This window comes from Priestia sp. YIM B13491 (assembly GCF_042787605.1).
Classification (GTDB): domain Bacteria; phylum Bacillota; class Bacilli; order Bacillales; family Bacillaceae_H; genus Priestia; species Priestia megaterium_E.
Genome location: NZ_JBHZOR010000014.1, coordinates 1 through 15,036 on the forward strand (window position 1 = coordinate 1; position 15,036 = coordinate 15,036).

General features: G+C 39.7%; 14 protein-coding genes, 1 rRNA gene and 1 other annotated feature. All 15 genes read left to right on the plus strand.

Features of this window, described 5'->3' with window-relative positions; all coding sequences use genetic code 11:
- Positions 1-76: ribosomal RNA gene (gene rrf, locus ACFX4E_RS28265) — 5S ribosomal RNA — on the plus strand; the annotation flags it as partial.
- Between the two features lie 235 nt (positions 77-311).
- Positions 312-773 carry a CtsR family transcriptional regulator gene (locus ACFX4E_RS25415; protein WP_013054895.1) on the plus strand — a complete coding sequence of 154 codons (462 nt, stop codon included), beginning with the start codon at positions 312-314 and terminating at the stop codon, positions 771-773.
- Between the two features lie 41 nt (positions 774-814).
- On the plus strand, positions 815-1,357 hold the full coding sequence (gene mcsA / locus ACFX4E_RS25420; RefSeq protein WP_025753183.1) for a protein-arginine kinase activator protein McsA: 543 nt from the start codon (positions 815-817) through the stop codon (positions 1,355-1,357).
- A gap of 3 nt (positions 1,358-1,360) precedes the next feature.
- Positions 1,361-2,434, plus strand: coding sequence for a protein-arginine kinase McsB (gene mcsB, locus ACFX4E_RS25425; protein WP_013054897.1), 1,074 nt, complete (start codon positions 1,361-1,363; stop codon positions 2,432-2,434).
- Between the two features lie 20 nt (positions 2,435-2,454).
- Complete coding sequence (clpC, locus tag ACFX4E_RS25430; protein WP_014462041.1) at positions 2,455-4,896, plus strand: ATP-dependent protease ATP-binding subunit ClpC; 2,442 nt, start codon at positions 2,455-2,457, stop codon at positions 4,894-4,896.
- 123 nt (positions 4,897-5,019) lie between these two features.
- Positions 5,020-6,396, plus strand: coding sequence for a DNA repair protein RadA (radA, locus tag ACFX4E_RS25435; RefSeq protein WP_013054899.1), 1,377 nt, complete (start codon positions 5,020-5,022; stop codon positions 6,394-6,396).
- A gap of 3 nt (positions 6,397-6,399) precedes the next feature.
- Complete coding sequence (gene disA, locus ACFX4E_RS25440) at positions 6,400-7,479, plus strand: DNA integrity scanning diadenylate cyclase DisA (RefSeq protein WP_013054900.1); 1,080 nt, start codon at positions 6,400-6,402, stop codon at positions 7,477-7,479.
- 147 nt (positions 7,480-7,626) lie between these two features.
- Positions 7,627-8,724, plus strand: a complete 1,098-nt coding sequence (locus ACFX4E_RS25445; RefSeq protein WP_013054901.1) for a PIN/TRAM domain-containing protein — start codon at positions 7,627-7,629, stop codon at positions 8,722-8,724.
- 25 nt (positions 8,725-8,749) lie between these two features.
- Positions 8,750-9,451: a 2-C-methyl-D-erythritol 4-phosphate cytidylyltransferase gene (gene ispD / locus ACFX4E_RS25450; RefSeq protein WP_028410360.1), complete on the plus strand. Its 702-nt coding sequence runs from the start codon at positions 8,750-8,752 to the stop codon at positions 9,449-9,451.
- Entirely contained in the window at positions 9,448-9,927 is a 480-nt protein-coding gene (ispF, locus tag ACFX4E_RS25455) for a 2-C-methyl-D-erythritol 2,4-cyclodiphosphate synthase (RefSeq protein ID WP_060747338.1), read from the plus strand. Before ispD ends, ispF begins: the two co-directional genes overlap by 4 nt.
- 105 nt (positions 9,928-10,032) lie before the next feature.
- Positions 10,033-11,490 (plus strand): glutamate--tRNA ligase, encoded by a 1,458-nt coding sequence (gene gltX / locus ACFX4E_RS25460; RefSeq protein WP_098334515.1) that lies wholly within the window; start codon positions 10,033-10,035, stop codon positions 11,488-11,490.
- 39 nt (positions 11,491-11,529) lie between these two features.
- Positions 11,530-11,754 (plus strand) — a binding site (T-box leader).
- Positions 11,755-11,826: 72 nt separating this feature from the next.
- Positions 11,827-12,483, plus strand: coding sequence for a serine O-acetyltransferase (gene cysE / locus ACFX4E_RS25465; RefSeq protein WP_025753192.1), 657 nt, complete (start codon positions 11,827-11,829; stop codon positions 12,481-12,483).
- Entirely contained in the window at positions 12,473-13,870 is a 1,398-nt protein-coding gene (cysS, locus tag ACFX4E_RS25470; RefSeq protein WP_028410362.1) for a cysteine--tRNA ligase, read from the plus strand. Before cysE ends, cysS begins: the two co-directional genes overlap by 11 nt.
- A gap of 7 nt (positions 13,871-13,877) precedes the next feature.
- Positions 13,878-14,303 (plus strand): Mini-ribonuclease 3, encoded by a 426-nt coding sequence (locus ACFX4E_RS25475; RefSeq protein WP_013054907.1) that lies wholly within the window; start codon positions 13,878-13,880, stop codon positions 14,301-14,303.
- On the plus strand, positions 14,293-15,036 hold the full coding sequence (rlmB, locus tag ACFX4E_RS25480; protein ID WP_028410364.1) for a 23S rRNA (guanosine(2251)-2'-O)-methyltransferase RlmB: 744 nt from the start codon (positions 14,293-14,295) through the stop codon (positions 15,034-15,036). The genes ACFX4E_RS25475 and rlmB overlap by 11 nt, the downstream gene beginning before the upstream one ends.

The following is a 15,036-nucleotide window of genomic DNA, read 5'->3' on the forward strand; positions in this document are numbered from 1 at the left end:
CGAACACGGAAGTTAAGCTCTTTAGCGCCAATGGTAGTTGGGACTTTGTCCCTGTGAGAGTAGGACGTTGCCAGGCACCTGAAAAAGGACTAGCTATTTTAGCTAGTCCTTTTTTGTTTACAATTTATTTGTTTTATGAAAAAGTATAGTAAGAACAATAAAATTCACGATTTGCAGGTTTTGAAATAAATTTTAGTGGCAACGATAAAAGTAAAGAATAAACTTTAATAGTACATAGTTGAAAATTTTTTCGTTTCCTTTTATATTTAAATTAAGGTCAAATATAGTCAAAGTCAGAAGGAGGGGGCAGCGTGCCAAATATCTCTGACATTATCGAACAGTATTTAAAACAAGTACTTGAATTAAGTGAAAGAGAAATTGTTGAAATAAGGCGCAGTGAGATTGCTGATAAATTTCAATGCGTTCCGTCGCAAATTAATTACGTTATCAATACCCGTTTTACAGTTGAAAGAGGTTATCTTGTAGAAAGTAAGCGAGGCGGCGGCGGCTTTATTCGTATTGCAAAAGTAAAAATGCATGATGCAGCGGATTTGTTTCAGCAAGTAATTGAGATGATTCAAAATGAAATTTCACAAGTAAGTGCTGAAAACGTCATTATTAGGTTAGTTGAAGAAAAAGTCATCACAGAACGAGAAGCAAAAATCATGTTGAGTGTTATCAATCGTTCAGTTATTAATATTGAACTTCCTTATCGTGATGAGCTAAGGGCCAATCTTTTAAAAGCAATGCTTAATTCATTACGCTACCGATAAGCTCATGATCTATTTTATTTAGAACAGGGAGTGATGACAGGATGATTTGTCAGCAATGTGAAACGAGACCTGCAACTCTTCACTTCACAAAAATCATTAATGGTGAAAAGACGGAGATGCATGTATGTGAACAATGCGCTTCAGAAAATGGAGATGCATTTTCTTTTTCAAATCAGCAAGGTTTTTCAATCAATAACTTACTAGCTGGCCTACTTAACCTAGATCCAGCAGTAACTGAAAATTATAAGCAACAAAGTCAGGAGGTTCTTTCTTGTCCTACTTGTGGCATGACATATCAAAAATTTGCTAAAATCGGCAGGTTTGGATGTGCAGATTGCTACAAAACATTTGAGCGACCTCTTATTCCTTTCTTGAAGAGGTTGCATGGAGGTAATTATCTACATCACGGAAAAATACCAGCAAGAATTGCAAGTAATCTTCATTTAAAAAAGGAATTACAGGCATTAAGATTGAACTTAAAAGAGTATATCGAAAAAGAGGAGTTTGAGAAAGCAGCCGAACTCCGAGATCACATTCGATTACTAGAAAAGAAGATGAACGAATCGAGAGAGGAGGAAGCGTAATTCATGTCCCAGGATTTGTTCTTTTCCCAGCCTGTTAGCTCTTGGATGCGTCAAGAAGCTTCGAATTCAGATATTGTTCTAAGTAGTCGAATCAGGCTGGCTCGAAATTTAACTCATTATCTTTTTCCAACTCTCTTTTCTAAAGAACAAGCAGTTGAAGTGGTTCGAGTATTCGAGCAAGTTTTTCAAAAAAGTGAGAACACCAATCAGTGGAATTTGCATTTACTAAAGATGAACGAATTACAGCCTCTTCAAAAGCAAGTGTTGGTTGAAAAGCATCTTATCAGTCCTAACTTGGCTGAAGGAGATAACAACGGAGCTTGTTTTTTATCAGAAAAAGAAGATTTGAGTATTATGGTTAATGAAGAAGATCATTTACGCATACAATGTTTATTTCCAGGCCTTCAATTATCTGAAGCTTTAAGCACAGCGAATAAAGTAGATAATTGGATTGAGAAATACGTAGATTATGCGTTTGATGAAAATAGAGGGTATTTAACCAGCTGTCCCACAAATGTGGGTACTGGGCTACGTGCATCCGTGATGATGCATCTGCCGGCTTTAGTGATGACCCGTCAAATTCATCGTATTATTCCCGCTATTAACCAGCTTGGCTTAGTGGTGAGAGGAATTTATGGAGAAGGTAGCGAAGCTTTAGGGAATATCTTTCAAATTTCTAATCAGATAACCTTAGGGAAATCTGAAGAAGATATTGTGGCAGATTTAAATAGTGTCGTACAGCAGTTGATTACACAAGAGCACTCTGCACGAGACGCGCTGTTTAAAACATCTCATGTAGAGTTAGAAGATCGAGTGTATCGTTCATATGGAGTATTGGCCAATAGCCGTATTATTGAGTCAAAAGAAGCTTCACAATGTTTATCAGATGTTCGATTAGGAATCGATTTAGGGTATATAAAAGGACTGAGTCAAAATATATTGAATGAACTTATCATTATGACGCAGCCAGGCTTTTTACAAAAGTATTCGGGAGGTCCCCTAAAGCCTCAAGAACGTGACATTAAAAGAGCCACCTTAATTCGAGAACGTCTCACTATAAATAAAAACACAAATTAAACGTGGAGGGTGACGATTATATGATGTTTGGTAGATTTACAGAGCGCGCACAAAAAGTATTAGCTTTAGCACAGGAAGAAGCACTACGCCTAGGTCACAACAACATTGGAACGGAGCATATTTTATTAGGTATCGTTCGCGAAGGTGAAGGAATTGCAGCAAAAGCTCTTTCTGCTCTAGGCCTAAGCACTGAAAAAATTCAAAAAGAAGTGGAAGCATTAATTGGCAGAGGCCAAGAATTAACGCAGACCATTCATTATACACCTCGAGCGAAAAAAGTCATTGAACTTTCAATGGATGAAGCCCGAAAACTTGGTCATTCTTATGTAGGAACAGAACATATCTTACTAGGCTTAATTCGTGAAGGTGAAGGCGTTGCAGCACGCGTTTTAAATAATTTAGGTGTCAGCCTAAATAAAGCTCGTCAGCAAGTGCTTCATTTATTAGGTAGCAATGAAGCTGCTTCAAGTCATCAAGGCGGAGGCTCTTCAAACGCTAATACACCTACGCTAGACAGCTTAGCACGCGATTTAACAGTTGTAGCGCGCGAAGGAAGCTTAGACCCTGTTATCGGACGTGGGAAAGAAATTCAGCGTGTTATTGAAGTGTTAAGCCGACGTACAAAAAACAATCCTGTATTAATTGGGGAGCCAGGTGTCGGTAAAACGGCAATCGCTGAAGGTTTGGCTCAGCAAATCGTCAACAATGAAGTTCCAGAAATTTTACGCGATAAACGCGTTATGACTTTGGATATGGGAACGGTCGTTGCTGGTACAAAATACCGCGGAGAGTTTGAAGATCGCCTGAAGAAAGTAATGGATGAAATTCGTCAAGCAGGTAATATCATTCTCTTTATCGATGAGTTACACACATTAATTGGCGCTGGTGGCGCAGAAGGTGCTATCGATGCTTCTAATATTTTAAAACCGTCTCTTGCTCGTGGAGAACTTCAGTGTATCGGTGCTACGACTTTAGATGAATACAGAAAATACATTGAAAAAGATGCAGCGTTAGAGCGTCGCTTCCAGCCAATTCAAGTGGATGAACCAACGTTGGAAGAGTCTATTCAAATCTTAAAAGGGCTTCGTGACCGTTATGAAGCGCATCACCGAGTATCTATTTCTGATGAGGCAATCGAGCAAGCGGTGAAACTATCAGATCGCTACATTTCAGATCGTTTCTTACCGGATAAAGCAATCGATTTAATTGATGAAGCTGGTTCAAAAGTGCGTTTACGTTCATTTACAACGCCGCCAAATTTAAAGGAATTAGAGCAAAAATTAGAATCAGTACGCAATGAAAAAGATGCGTCTGTTCAAAGTCAAGAATTCGAAAAAGCAGCATCTTTACGCGATACAGAGCAACGCCTACGCGAAGAATTAGAAGACACAAAGAAAATTTGGAAAGAGCAGCAAGGTAAAGAAAACTCAGCTGTAACCGTAGAAGATATTGCGATGGTTGTATCTAGCTGGACGGGTGTACCGGTCTCTAAACTGGCACAGGAAGAGACAGAAAGACTGCTGAACATGGAAGAGATTCTTCACTCTCGTGTAATTGGGCAAGAAGAAGCGGTAAAAGCAGTTGCAAAAGCTGTGCGCCGTGCTAGAGCAGGCTTGAAAGATCCAAAACGTCCAATTGGTTCATTCATTTTCTTAGGACCAACAGGGGTTGGTAAAACAGAGCTTGCACGTGCATTAGCGGAGTCAATCTTCGGTGATGAAGATGCAATGATTCGTATCGATATGTCTGAGTACATGGAGAAACATTCTACTTCCCGATTAGTAGGTTCACCTCCAGGATATGTTGGATACGAAGAAGGCGGCCAGTTAACGGAAAAAGTAAGAAGAAAACCTTACTCAGTTGTTCTTTTAGACGAAATTGAAAAAGCGCATCCGGATGTATTTAACATTTTATTACAAGTGTTAGAAGATGGACGCTTAACAGATTCAAAAGGCCGTACAGTTGATTTCCGTAATACGATTTTAATTATGACATCAAACGTAGGTGCTGATACATTAAAACGAAGCAAGCACTTAGGGTTCACAGTAGAAGCAGAAGGGCAAGACTACAAAGATATGAAAGGAAAAGTAATGGCGGAAATGAAGCGCGCGTTCCGTCCGGAGTTCCTAAACCGTATCGATGAAATTATCGTCTTCCATTCATTAGAGAAACCTCACTTAGCTGAAATCGTTAAATTAATGGCGGATCAGTTAACAAAACGCTTAAAAGAACAAGAAATTGATCTTGAATTAACAAAAGAGGCAATTGATAAGATTGCAGAGGAAGGTTTTGATCCAGAATACGGTGCTCGTCCACTTCGTAGAGCAATTCAAAAACATATTGAAGACCGTTTATCTGAAGAGCTGCTAAAAGGAGTTGTTCAAAAAGGTCAGAAAGTGACGCTAGATGTAGACAAAGGAGAATTTGTTGTTAAATCCTCCGCTCCAAGCAGCATCAGCTAAATTTACTCAAACCAAGACGAGGCATACGAAAAAACACGTATGCCTCCCTTTTTATTTTAGCTTAGGAAATAGTGTACAATAGAGATAGAAATCGATTGAATGAACGGAGAGATTGATAACATAATGGCGAAACGAAAAACAAAATTTGCATGTCAGCATTGCGGATATGAATCAGCAAAATGGATGGGGAAATGTCCCGGATGCGGAAGCTGGAATTCTATGGTAGAAGAAATGGAAGAAACGAAATCATCACGCCGAGGAGCTTTTTCCGGAGCTACTGCTTCTAAAGTTCAAAAACCTCAGTCAATTACAGCGATTGAATCTACAACAGAACCACGAATTTTTACACCTTCTGCAGAGTTAAATCGTGTATTAGGTGGAGGTATTGTCAGAGGCTCACTCGTTTTAATAGGGGGAGATCCGGGTATCGGAAAGTCTACTTTACTTTTGCAAACCTCCGCGCAGTTAGCAATGAAACAAAATAAAGTACTATATATTTCGGGAGAGGAATCAACCAAACAAACGAAGTTAAGAGCGGACAGGCTAGGTGTAAAAGCTGAAGAGCTTTATGTTCATGCAGAAACAAACTTAGAATTAATACTAGAGGCCATCTCAAGCATGCAGCCTGATTTTGTGGTGATTGATTCAATTCAAACCATTTACCATGCTGATGTGACATCAGCGCCAGGAAGCGTCTCACAGGTGCGAGAGTGTACGGCTGAACTAATGCGTGTTGCTAAAACGAATGGAATTGCCATCTTTATTGTGGGTCATGTAACGAAAGAAGGGGCCATTGCAGGACCAAGACTTCTTGAACATATGGTGGATACGGTTCTTTATTTTGAAGGAGAGCGCCATCATACGTATCGTATATTAAGAGCGGTTAAGAACCGATTTGGATCTACAAATGAAATGGGCATTTTTGAAATGAAAGAAAGTGGGCTAGAAGAAGTATTGAATCCATCTGAAATCTTTCTAGAAGAACGGTCTCAGGGAGCAGCAGGATCAGTTGTTGTCGCTTCAATGGAAGGGACAAGACCCGTATTAGTAGAGCTGCAGGCGCTAATCAGTCCAACGAGCTTTGGAAACCCTAGAAGAATGGCTACGGGAGTAGATCATAATCGCGTTTCGCTTATCATGGCTGTCTTAGAAAAGCGTGTAGGAATGCTGCTGCAGAATCAAGATGCGTATTTAAAAGTAGCAGGTGGAGTGAAATTAGATGAACCAGCAATCGATTTAGCTGTAGCCGTTAGCATTGCTTCAAGCTTCAGAGATGCTGCTTCTAGCGCTACAGATGTTATTGTAGGAGAGGTAGGATTAACAGGTGAAGTACGCCGAGTGTCTAGAATTGAACAACGCGTTCAAGAAGCGGTAAAATTAGGGTTCCAACGAATTATTATCCCCGAGAAGAATTTAGGGGGATGGAAAGTCCCAGATGGTATTGATGTGATTGGGGTATCAACAGTAGCGGAGGCTCTGCAATATACATTAGGAGGATAAGCAGTGGAAGGAGAAAAAACAACAGTTAGTCAAAAACAAATATCAGAAATTCTGCAGTTTGTAGCACCAGGAACCCCTATTCGTGACGGTATCGATAACGTCTTGCGGGCAAAGACGGGCGGCTTAATTGTTATGGGCTACAATGAACAAGTCAAAAAGATGGTGGATGGGGGATTTTCGATTAATTGTGCATTTACACCTGCGCACTTATACGAGTTAGCCAAAATGGATGGAGCGCTTATTTTAAACGACAGCGGAAGCAAGATATTATTTGCTAATGCTCAGCTCATGCCAGATCCCTCTACTCCTTCTTCACAGACAGGAATGCGTCACCGTACAGCAGAACGCGTAGCTAAGCAGTCAGGTGTATTGGTGATAGCTATTTCACAAAGACGAAATGTGATTACGCTTTACAAAGGGTCTCTGCAGTATGTATTGAAAGACATTAGTGTTATTTTAGCAAAAGCGAATCAAGCGCTTGGGACACTTGAAAAGTACAAGGCGGTATTAGACGAATCGATTACAAGTCTCAGTGCATTAGAGTTTGAAGAGCAAGTAACTCATACAGATGTGCTGCAGTCGCTTCATCGTACAGAAATGGTTCTGCGTATTAAAAATGAAATTTTGAGCTATATTAGCGAGTTAGGAACAGAAGGAAGACTAATCCGTCTCCAAATGAATGAATTACTTTCCCACTTAGAGGAAGAAGCAACTTTATTAATCAAAGATTATATGTATGACCTCAGCTTTGACCCTTACCGAGTAATTGAACGCATGCAGCAGCCGTCAAATAATGTTCTTCTCGATGACCAAACGCTCCTTCGCTTAATGGGATATCCCATGTATACAAGCTTTGAAGACAGCGTTATTCCTAGAGGGTATCGAATGCTTCATAAAATTCCAAGACTTCCATCGATTATTATTGAAAATCTCATTGATGAATTAGGGGATTTAAAAACGATAGCAGATGCGTCGGTAGAAGAATTGGATGAGGTAGAAGGCATCGGTGAAATTCGAGCAAGGAAAATCAGAGAAGGACTGAAAAGACTAAAAGAGCAGCATCTTACAAACCGTCAGCTATAGGATATTAATTGACATTAAATGTTTGATTCATTAAGATATTGTGAAAATACAAAAAAAGTGACAGTTTGTTTACAAATTCTGTTTTTTGGTTAAATAACAGGTTTCAATCATTGTAAACTGTTTATAATGATAAAGGGAGGTGAAGGCGTGTTAAAACGTTTTGTACAGTTATTTTTTATTATTACAGGTGGTACATTGGGCGTCTTTTTTATACCTGAACTTATTCAATTATTAAATCTGCAAGATGTAGCATTTCTAGAAAAGCCTTACGTCGATGCAATACTGGGAGCCATTTTGTTTTTCCTTGTCACGTTTTGGATTGTTGATTATATAGTTGAATTAATTCGCCGAGTGGAAGAGGCGTTACTGAAGGCGCCTGTAACGGATGTGCTTTTTGGGAGCTTAGGATTGATTTTAGGGCTTATTGTGGCCTACTTGGTCGGAGCTTTTTTAGGCAGAATTCAACTTCAAGTAGTAAGTACCATTTTACCAATCTTTCTAAGTATTCTTTTAGGTTACTTAGGGTTTCAAGTCGGGTTTAAAAAACGTGATGAGCTTGTAAGCGTGTTTTCGATGCCGGCTCGAATTGGGAAGAAAAAAGGCCAAGAAGAAGAAACAGATAACGAAGAATCATTAAAGTCTCTTAAGATTTTAGATACAAGCGTTATTATTGACGGCCGTATCGCAGATATTTGTCAAACAGGATTTTTAGACGGAACGATTGTTATTCCGCGCTTTGTGCTTGAGGAACTTCAGCATATTGCTGATTCTTCGGATGTTCTAAAACGAAACAGAGGTAGACGAGGTCTAGATATTCTAAACCGTATTCAAAAAGAACTGGCAATGAAGGTAGAAATTTATGAAGGCGATTTCGAAGACATTCAAGAAGTAGACAGCAAGCTGGTTAAATTGGCAAAGCTGACTTCGGGTTTGGTCGTGACAAACGATTTTAATTTAAATAAAGTATGTGAACTTCAAAATGTTGGCGTTTTAAATATCAATGACTTAGCAAATGCCGTCAAGCCAATTGTACTTCCAGGAGAAGAAATGAACGTATTGGTTATAAAAGACGGTAAAGAGCATAATCAAGGTATTGCCTATCTTGATGACGGTACAATGATTGTGGTAGAAGAAGGAAGAAATTATATTGGAAAGCAAATTGATGTACTGGTGACGAGCGTACTCCAAACCTCAGCAGGCCGTATGATTTTTGCGAAACCCAAGTTATTAGAAAAAGCACTGTGACGTAACAGGTAAAGGGAGTATACCTATGAAGTATGAAATTATCGTGTTAGCTGCAGGTCAGGGGAAGCGAATGAAAGCGGGGCGGAACAAACAATTTTTAACTATTCAAAACGTTCCGCTTATCATTCATACGCTGCAAAAATTCGAACAAGATCCTTGGTGCAGTGGAATTGTACTAGTCGTAAACGAAAAAGAAGTGCAGATTTTTGAAGAGTTATTAATCAAATATCCAATTCAAAAGGTTCAATCTTTGACAGTTGGAGGCGATGAACGTCAACATAGCGTTTATAACGGTCTTAAAAGTTTAAAGCAGGCTCAGATGGTATTAATTCATGATGGCGCTCGTCCATTTGTTCAACAAAACACAATCCATGAGTTAGTAGAAAAAGCTGCTAGTGATAAGGCTGCTGTGCTCGCTGTTCCAGTAAAAGACACAATTAAGCGTGTGAAACAGGGTACTGTCATTGAAACAGTTGAGCGCTCTAGCTTGTGGGCTATTCAAACGCCGCAGGCTTTTCTTTTTGATGTAGTAATGGATGCACACGAAAAAGCAAAAATAAATGAATACTTAGGCACCGATGATGCAAGCTTAGTAGAAAAAGCGGGGCAAAAAGTATCGATTGTAGAGGGAAATTACGATAATATAAAACTAACAACACCAGAAGATTTGTTATATGCAGAAGCTATATTAACAAAGCTAAACAGGACTGAAGGAGTGGAAAAATGAACATTCGAGTAGGACAAGGTTTCGACGTACATGAATTTGCAGAAGGAAGACCTTTAATCATCGGCGGTTTAGAAATTCCGTATGAAAAAGGATTATTAGGCCACTCAGATGCAGATGTGCTGTTACATACAATCGCAGATGCCTTATTAGGAGCGGCGGCTAAAGGAGATATCGGAAAGCATTTTCCAGATACAGACCCTGAATTTAAAGATGCTGATTCAGCAAAGCTTCTTCAACACGTATGGAAACTGCTAAAAGATGAAGGTTATGAATTAAGCAATGTAGATTGCACCATTATCGCGCAAAAACCTAAAATGGCTCCTTACATTGAACCAATGAGAGAGCGTATTGCGGAGCTGTTAGAAGCAAGCATTTCTCAAATTAACGTCAAGGCAACAACAACAGAAAAGTTAGGCTTTACGGGACGCGAAGAAGGAATTGCCGCCCAAGCAGCCGTTTTAGTTTATCAAAAATAAAAACAGTTGACTTTGACAGATACCTATTTGGTGATAAAATTAGAACATGTCTAAAACATATAAATACATACTATAAGTAATATTAAATTGGAGGTCATCTTAGTTATGTCAAGCGAAGTAAGAGTTCGTTATGCCCCGAGTCCAACTGGACATCTTCATATAGGGAATGCAAGAACAGCACTATTTAATTATTTATTTGCACGAAATCAAAACGGTAAATTTATTATCCGTATTGAAGATACAGATCAAAAGCGTAATATCGAAGGCGGAGAAGAAAGTCAGCTGCGCTATTTAAAATGGTTAGGTATTGAATGGGATGAGAGTATCGACGTAGGCGGCGAGTACGGTCCTTATCGCCAGTCTGAACGTACGGAAATCTATCAAAAATATACGGAAGAACTTCTTGAAAAAGGATTAGCTTATCACTGTTACTGTACGTCGGAAGAGCTTGAAAAAGAGCGTGAAGAACAGCAGGCGAACAGTCAAATGCCGCGCTATTCAGGTAAGTGCCGTAACTTAACAGCTGAACAGCGTGCTGAACTAGAAGCAGAAGGCCGTGAGCCAAGCATTCGCTTCCGTGTTCCTAGCAACACAGAAATTAAGTGGAATGATATTGTCAAAGATGAAGTATCATTTGAGTCTGAAGGCATTGGTGACTTCGTTATTGTGAAAAAAGACGGTACACCAACATATAACTACGCTGTAGCCATTGATGATTATCTAATGAAGATGACACATGTTCTACGCGGAGATGACCATATTTCTAATACACCGAAGCAAATTCTTGTGTATGAAGCTTTAGGGTGGACGCCTCCTGTATTTGGTCATATGACATTAATCGTAAATGAAAATCGCCGTAAGCTAAGTAAACGTGATGAGTCAATCATTCAGTTTATTGAGCAATATAAAGAATTAGGCTACTTGCCGGAAGCACTGTTTAATTTTATTACAATGCTTGGCTGGTCACCTGTGGGAGAAGAAGAAATCTTCTCTAAAGAACAGTTCATTGAAATTTTTGACCCAGCTCGTTTATCAAAATCTCCAGCACTATTTGATACAAGCAAATTACGTTGGATGAACAACCAATACATGAAACAATTGGGTTTAGACGAGGTAGTAGCTTTATCAGTTCCTCACTTGGTGAAAGCTGGAAAAGTTGAAGAAACGCGCGATGCAGAAACAGAACAATGGGTACGTGACTTAGTCGCTCTATACCAAGAACAAATGAGCTTTGGCGCGGAGATTGTTGAACTTACTGAAATGTTCTTTAAGAAAGAAATTGATTACAGTGAAGAAGCAAAAGCAGTGCTTGCTGAAGAGCAAGTACCGGAAGTGTTAAAAGCATTTGCTGAAGAGATTTCTTCCTTAGAAGAATTCAGCGCTGATGAAATTAAGGCAGCAACAAAGGCTGTACAAAAAGCAACAGGTCAAAAAGGTAAAAAACTATTTATGCCAATTCGTGTAGCAACAACAGGCGAAACACACGGTCCTGAGCTTCCAAAAGCTATTTCTCTTTTAGGGAAAGAAACAGTTTTAGCTCGTCTAGAAAGCATTTATAGTTAACAAATTTCTATTTTGCCCATATGATAAAATAATCAAATATGGATATCGTTGAGAAGGAAGAGTAGGCAAGTTCATTGCATATCAGAGAGGGTTATCACCGGCTGAAAGTAACCTATGACAAAACTTGTTGAAGTGCGCCTTTGAGTCTTTTGTTGAATGCTGCTAAAGTAAGTAGGCAAAAGCGGGTACTTTCACGTTATGAGAGAAGAGTTGGGATCGTTTGTTGATCCAAACAGAGTGGAACCGCGTATATACGTCTCTGTGTCATTTGACATAGGGGCGTTTTTTTATACAATCAATGAGTAGATAGAGCAATAGCGGAATTGGGGTGAGATGATGCTAAAGTTGTTAAAGGAAGACATTGAAGCCATATTTGAACAAGATCCTGCAGCAAGAAGTTATATTGAAGTGATATTAACCTATTCGGGGTTGCATGCTATTTGGGCACATAGATTCGCTCACGGGCTTTTTAAAAGAAAGTGGTTTTTTCTGGCACGTGTAATCTCACAAATTAGCCGATTCTTCACAGGGATTGAAATCCATCCGGGTGCGAAAATTGGCCGCCGCTTTTTTATTGACCACGGAATGGGAATTGTGATTGGGGAAACGTGCGAAATTGGAGATAATGTAACAGTATATCAAGGAGTAACACTCGGAGGAACAGGGAAAGAAAAAGGAAAGCGTCACCCGACGATCGAAGACAATGTCTTAATTGCAACAGGTGCTAAAGTGCTAGGGTCGATTACGATTCATGCACACTCCAAAATTGGAGCAGGTTCAGTTGTGTTAAATGACGTCCCAGAAAACTCAACGGTTGTTGGTATCCCTGGCCGAGTCGTCATTCAAAATGGCGTCCGGATTCCAAAAGATTTGAATCATCAAGATTTGCCAGATCCAGATGCAGAGCGTTTCAAACAGCTAGAGAAAGAAATTTTACACCTGCAAAATCAATTAAAGGAATTAAAAGAAGGGAAGATTCACCATGGCAATTAAGCTATATAACACGTTAACACGTCAAAAAGAGACGTTTGTACCGCTGGAAGAAAACAAAGTCAAAATGTACGTGTGCGGACCGACGGTATATAACTATATTCATATTGGAAACGCGCGTCCTGCGATTGTATTTGATACGGTGCGCCGCTATTTAGAATTTAGAGGCTACGATGTAGAGTATGTCTCAAACTTCACAGATGTAGATGATAAATTAATTAAGGCAGCAAAAGAGTTAGGAGAAGATGTTCCAACGATCGCAAACCGCTTTATCGATGCTTACTTTGAAGATACGTCAGCTCTTGGATGCAAGCATGCCGATGTGCATCCGCGCGTAACTGAAAATATGGATATCATTATTGAGTTCATTGATGAACTTGTGAAAAAAGGTTATGCGTATGAGTCAGAGGGTGATGTATACTATCGTACACGTAAGTTTGAAGGATACGGAAAATTATCACATCAGTCTATTGATGAATTGCAATCCGGTGCTCGTATCGAAGTTGGCGAAAAGAAAGAAGATCCATTAGACTTTACTCTTTGGAAAGCAACCAAAGATGGAGAGATCGCATGGGATAGCCCTTGGGGTCAAGGAAGACCGGGCTGGCATATCGAGTGCTCGGCGATGGCACGCAAGTATTTAGGTGATACAATTGATATCCACGCAGGCGGTCAGGATTTAGCTTTTCCTCATCACGAAAATGAAATTGCCCAATCAGAAGCGCTCACTGGGAAATCGTTTGCGAAATACTGGCTTCATAACGGGTATATCAATATTGATAATGAAAAGATGTCTAAATCACTAGGGAACTTCGTGTTAGTTCATGACATTATTAAAAAGCATGATCCTTCCCTACTTCGATTCTTTATTTTATCTGTTCACTATCGTCACCCAATTAACTATAACGAAGAAATTTTAGAGAATACGCGCAAAGCGCTTGAGCGTCTGCAAACAGCTTACGGCAACTTAACTCACCGTCTAGAGGCAGCAACAAATCTTCAAGAAGATGCTTCAGAATGGTTCGAAAAGCTAAAAGAGCTTCGCGAAACGTTTGTTGAAGAGATGGATGATGATTTTAATACGGCAAATGCTATTTCTGTTCTGTTCGAGCTAGCAAAGCAAGCTAACTTGTATTTGTTAGAACAAACAACGTCTACAGATGTAATTGAAGCCTTTATTAAAGAGTTTAAAGAATTAGGTGCTGCAATAGGCATTACGTTTGGAGAAGCTGAACTTCTAGACGAAGAAATTGATCAATTGATCCAAGATCGTATTCAGGCTCGTAAAGATCGTAATTTCCAATTAGCAGATCAAATTCGAGATGAATTAAAGGCTAAAAATATTATTTTAGAAGATACGGCGCAAGGAACAAGATGGAAAAGAGGATAATAGTGTTATGAGCAGCAGTAAATTAGATGTAAAACAGCTAAATAGCTTAGCTCTTGCTTATATGGGTGATGCGGTGTTTGATTTACATGTTCGCCGCCACCTGCTGGTGTTAGGGACAGTGCGCCCTAACCAGCTTCATAATAAAGCTAAAAAATACGTATCAGCAAAAGCACAAGCGCAAATCGTATATTATTTTAAAAATGAAAACTTTTTTACTGAGGAAGAAGAAGGTGTACTGCGCCGAGGACGCAATGCAAAGTCCGGTACAGTCCCTAAAAACACAGATGTGCAAACGTATCGCTACAGTACGGCATTTGAAGCGGTCGTAGGCTATTTGTATCTTTTAGGTGAAGAAGAACGAATGATGGAACTTATTACTAAAGCTATCTCTTTCGTCGATGAAGGAGAGGGAGGAATGAATCATGGAACATGAATTTATCATTGGACGTAATCCGGTCCTAGAAGCCCTAAAGTCTGGGCGCGACATTAACAAACTATGGATTGCCGAAGGATCGCAAGGCGGTTCTATGGGGCAAATCACGCAGTTAGCAAAACGTAATGGTGTATTGGTGCAGTTTGTACCGAAAAAGAAAATTGAGCAAATGGTAGACGGTATTCATCAAGGAGTAGCTGCACAAGTGGCTGCTTATCAGTATGCAGAGTTAGATGATTTATTTAACTTAGCGGAAAAACGTAATGAAAGTCCGTTTTTTCTTCTGCTAGATGAGCTTGAAGATCCCCATAATTTAGGCTCTATTATGCGAACAGCTGATGCCATTGGCGCACACGGTATTATTATTCCAAAGCGCCGTTCAGTTGGATTAACGGCCACTGTAGCTAAGGCCTCTACAGGAGCGATTGAACATGTTCCCGTAGCAAGGGTAACAAACCTATCAAGGACGATTGATGAATTAAAAGATCGAGGCGTATGGATTGTTGGAACAGATGCGAAAGAAAGCGATGATTACCGCAACTTAGATGGAGGTATGCCGCTTACGTTAGTGATTGGAAGCGAAGGAAAAGGCATGAGTCGTTTGATTCGTGAAAAATGCGACTTCCTTGTACAGCTTCCAATGGTTGGGCATGTTACATCGTTAAATGCATCTGTAGCAGCTAGTCTTCTCATGTATGAGGTTTACCGAAAACGCCATCCTCTAGGTGAATAA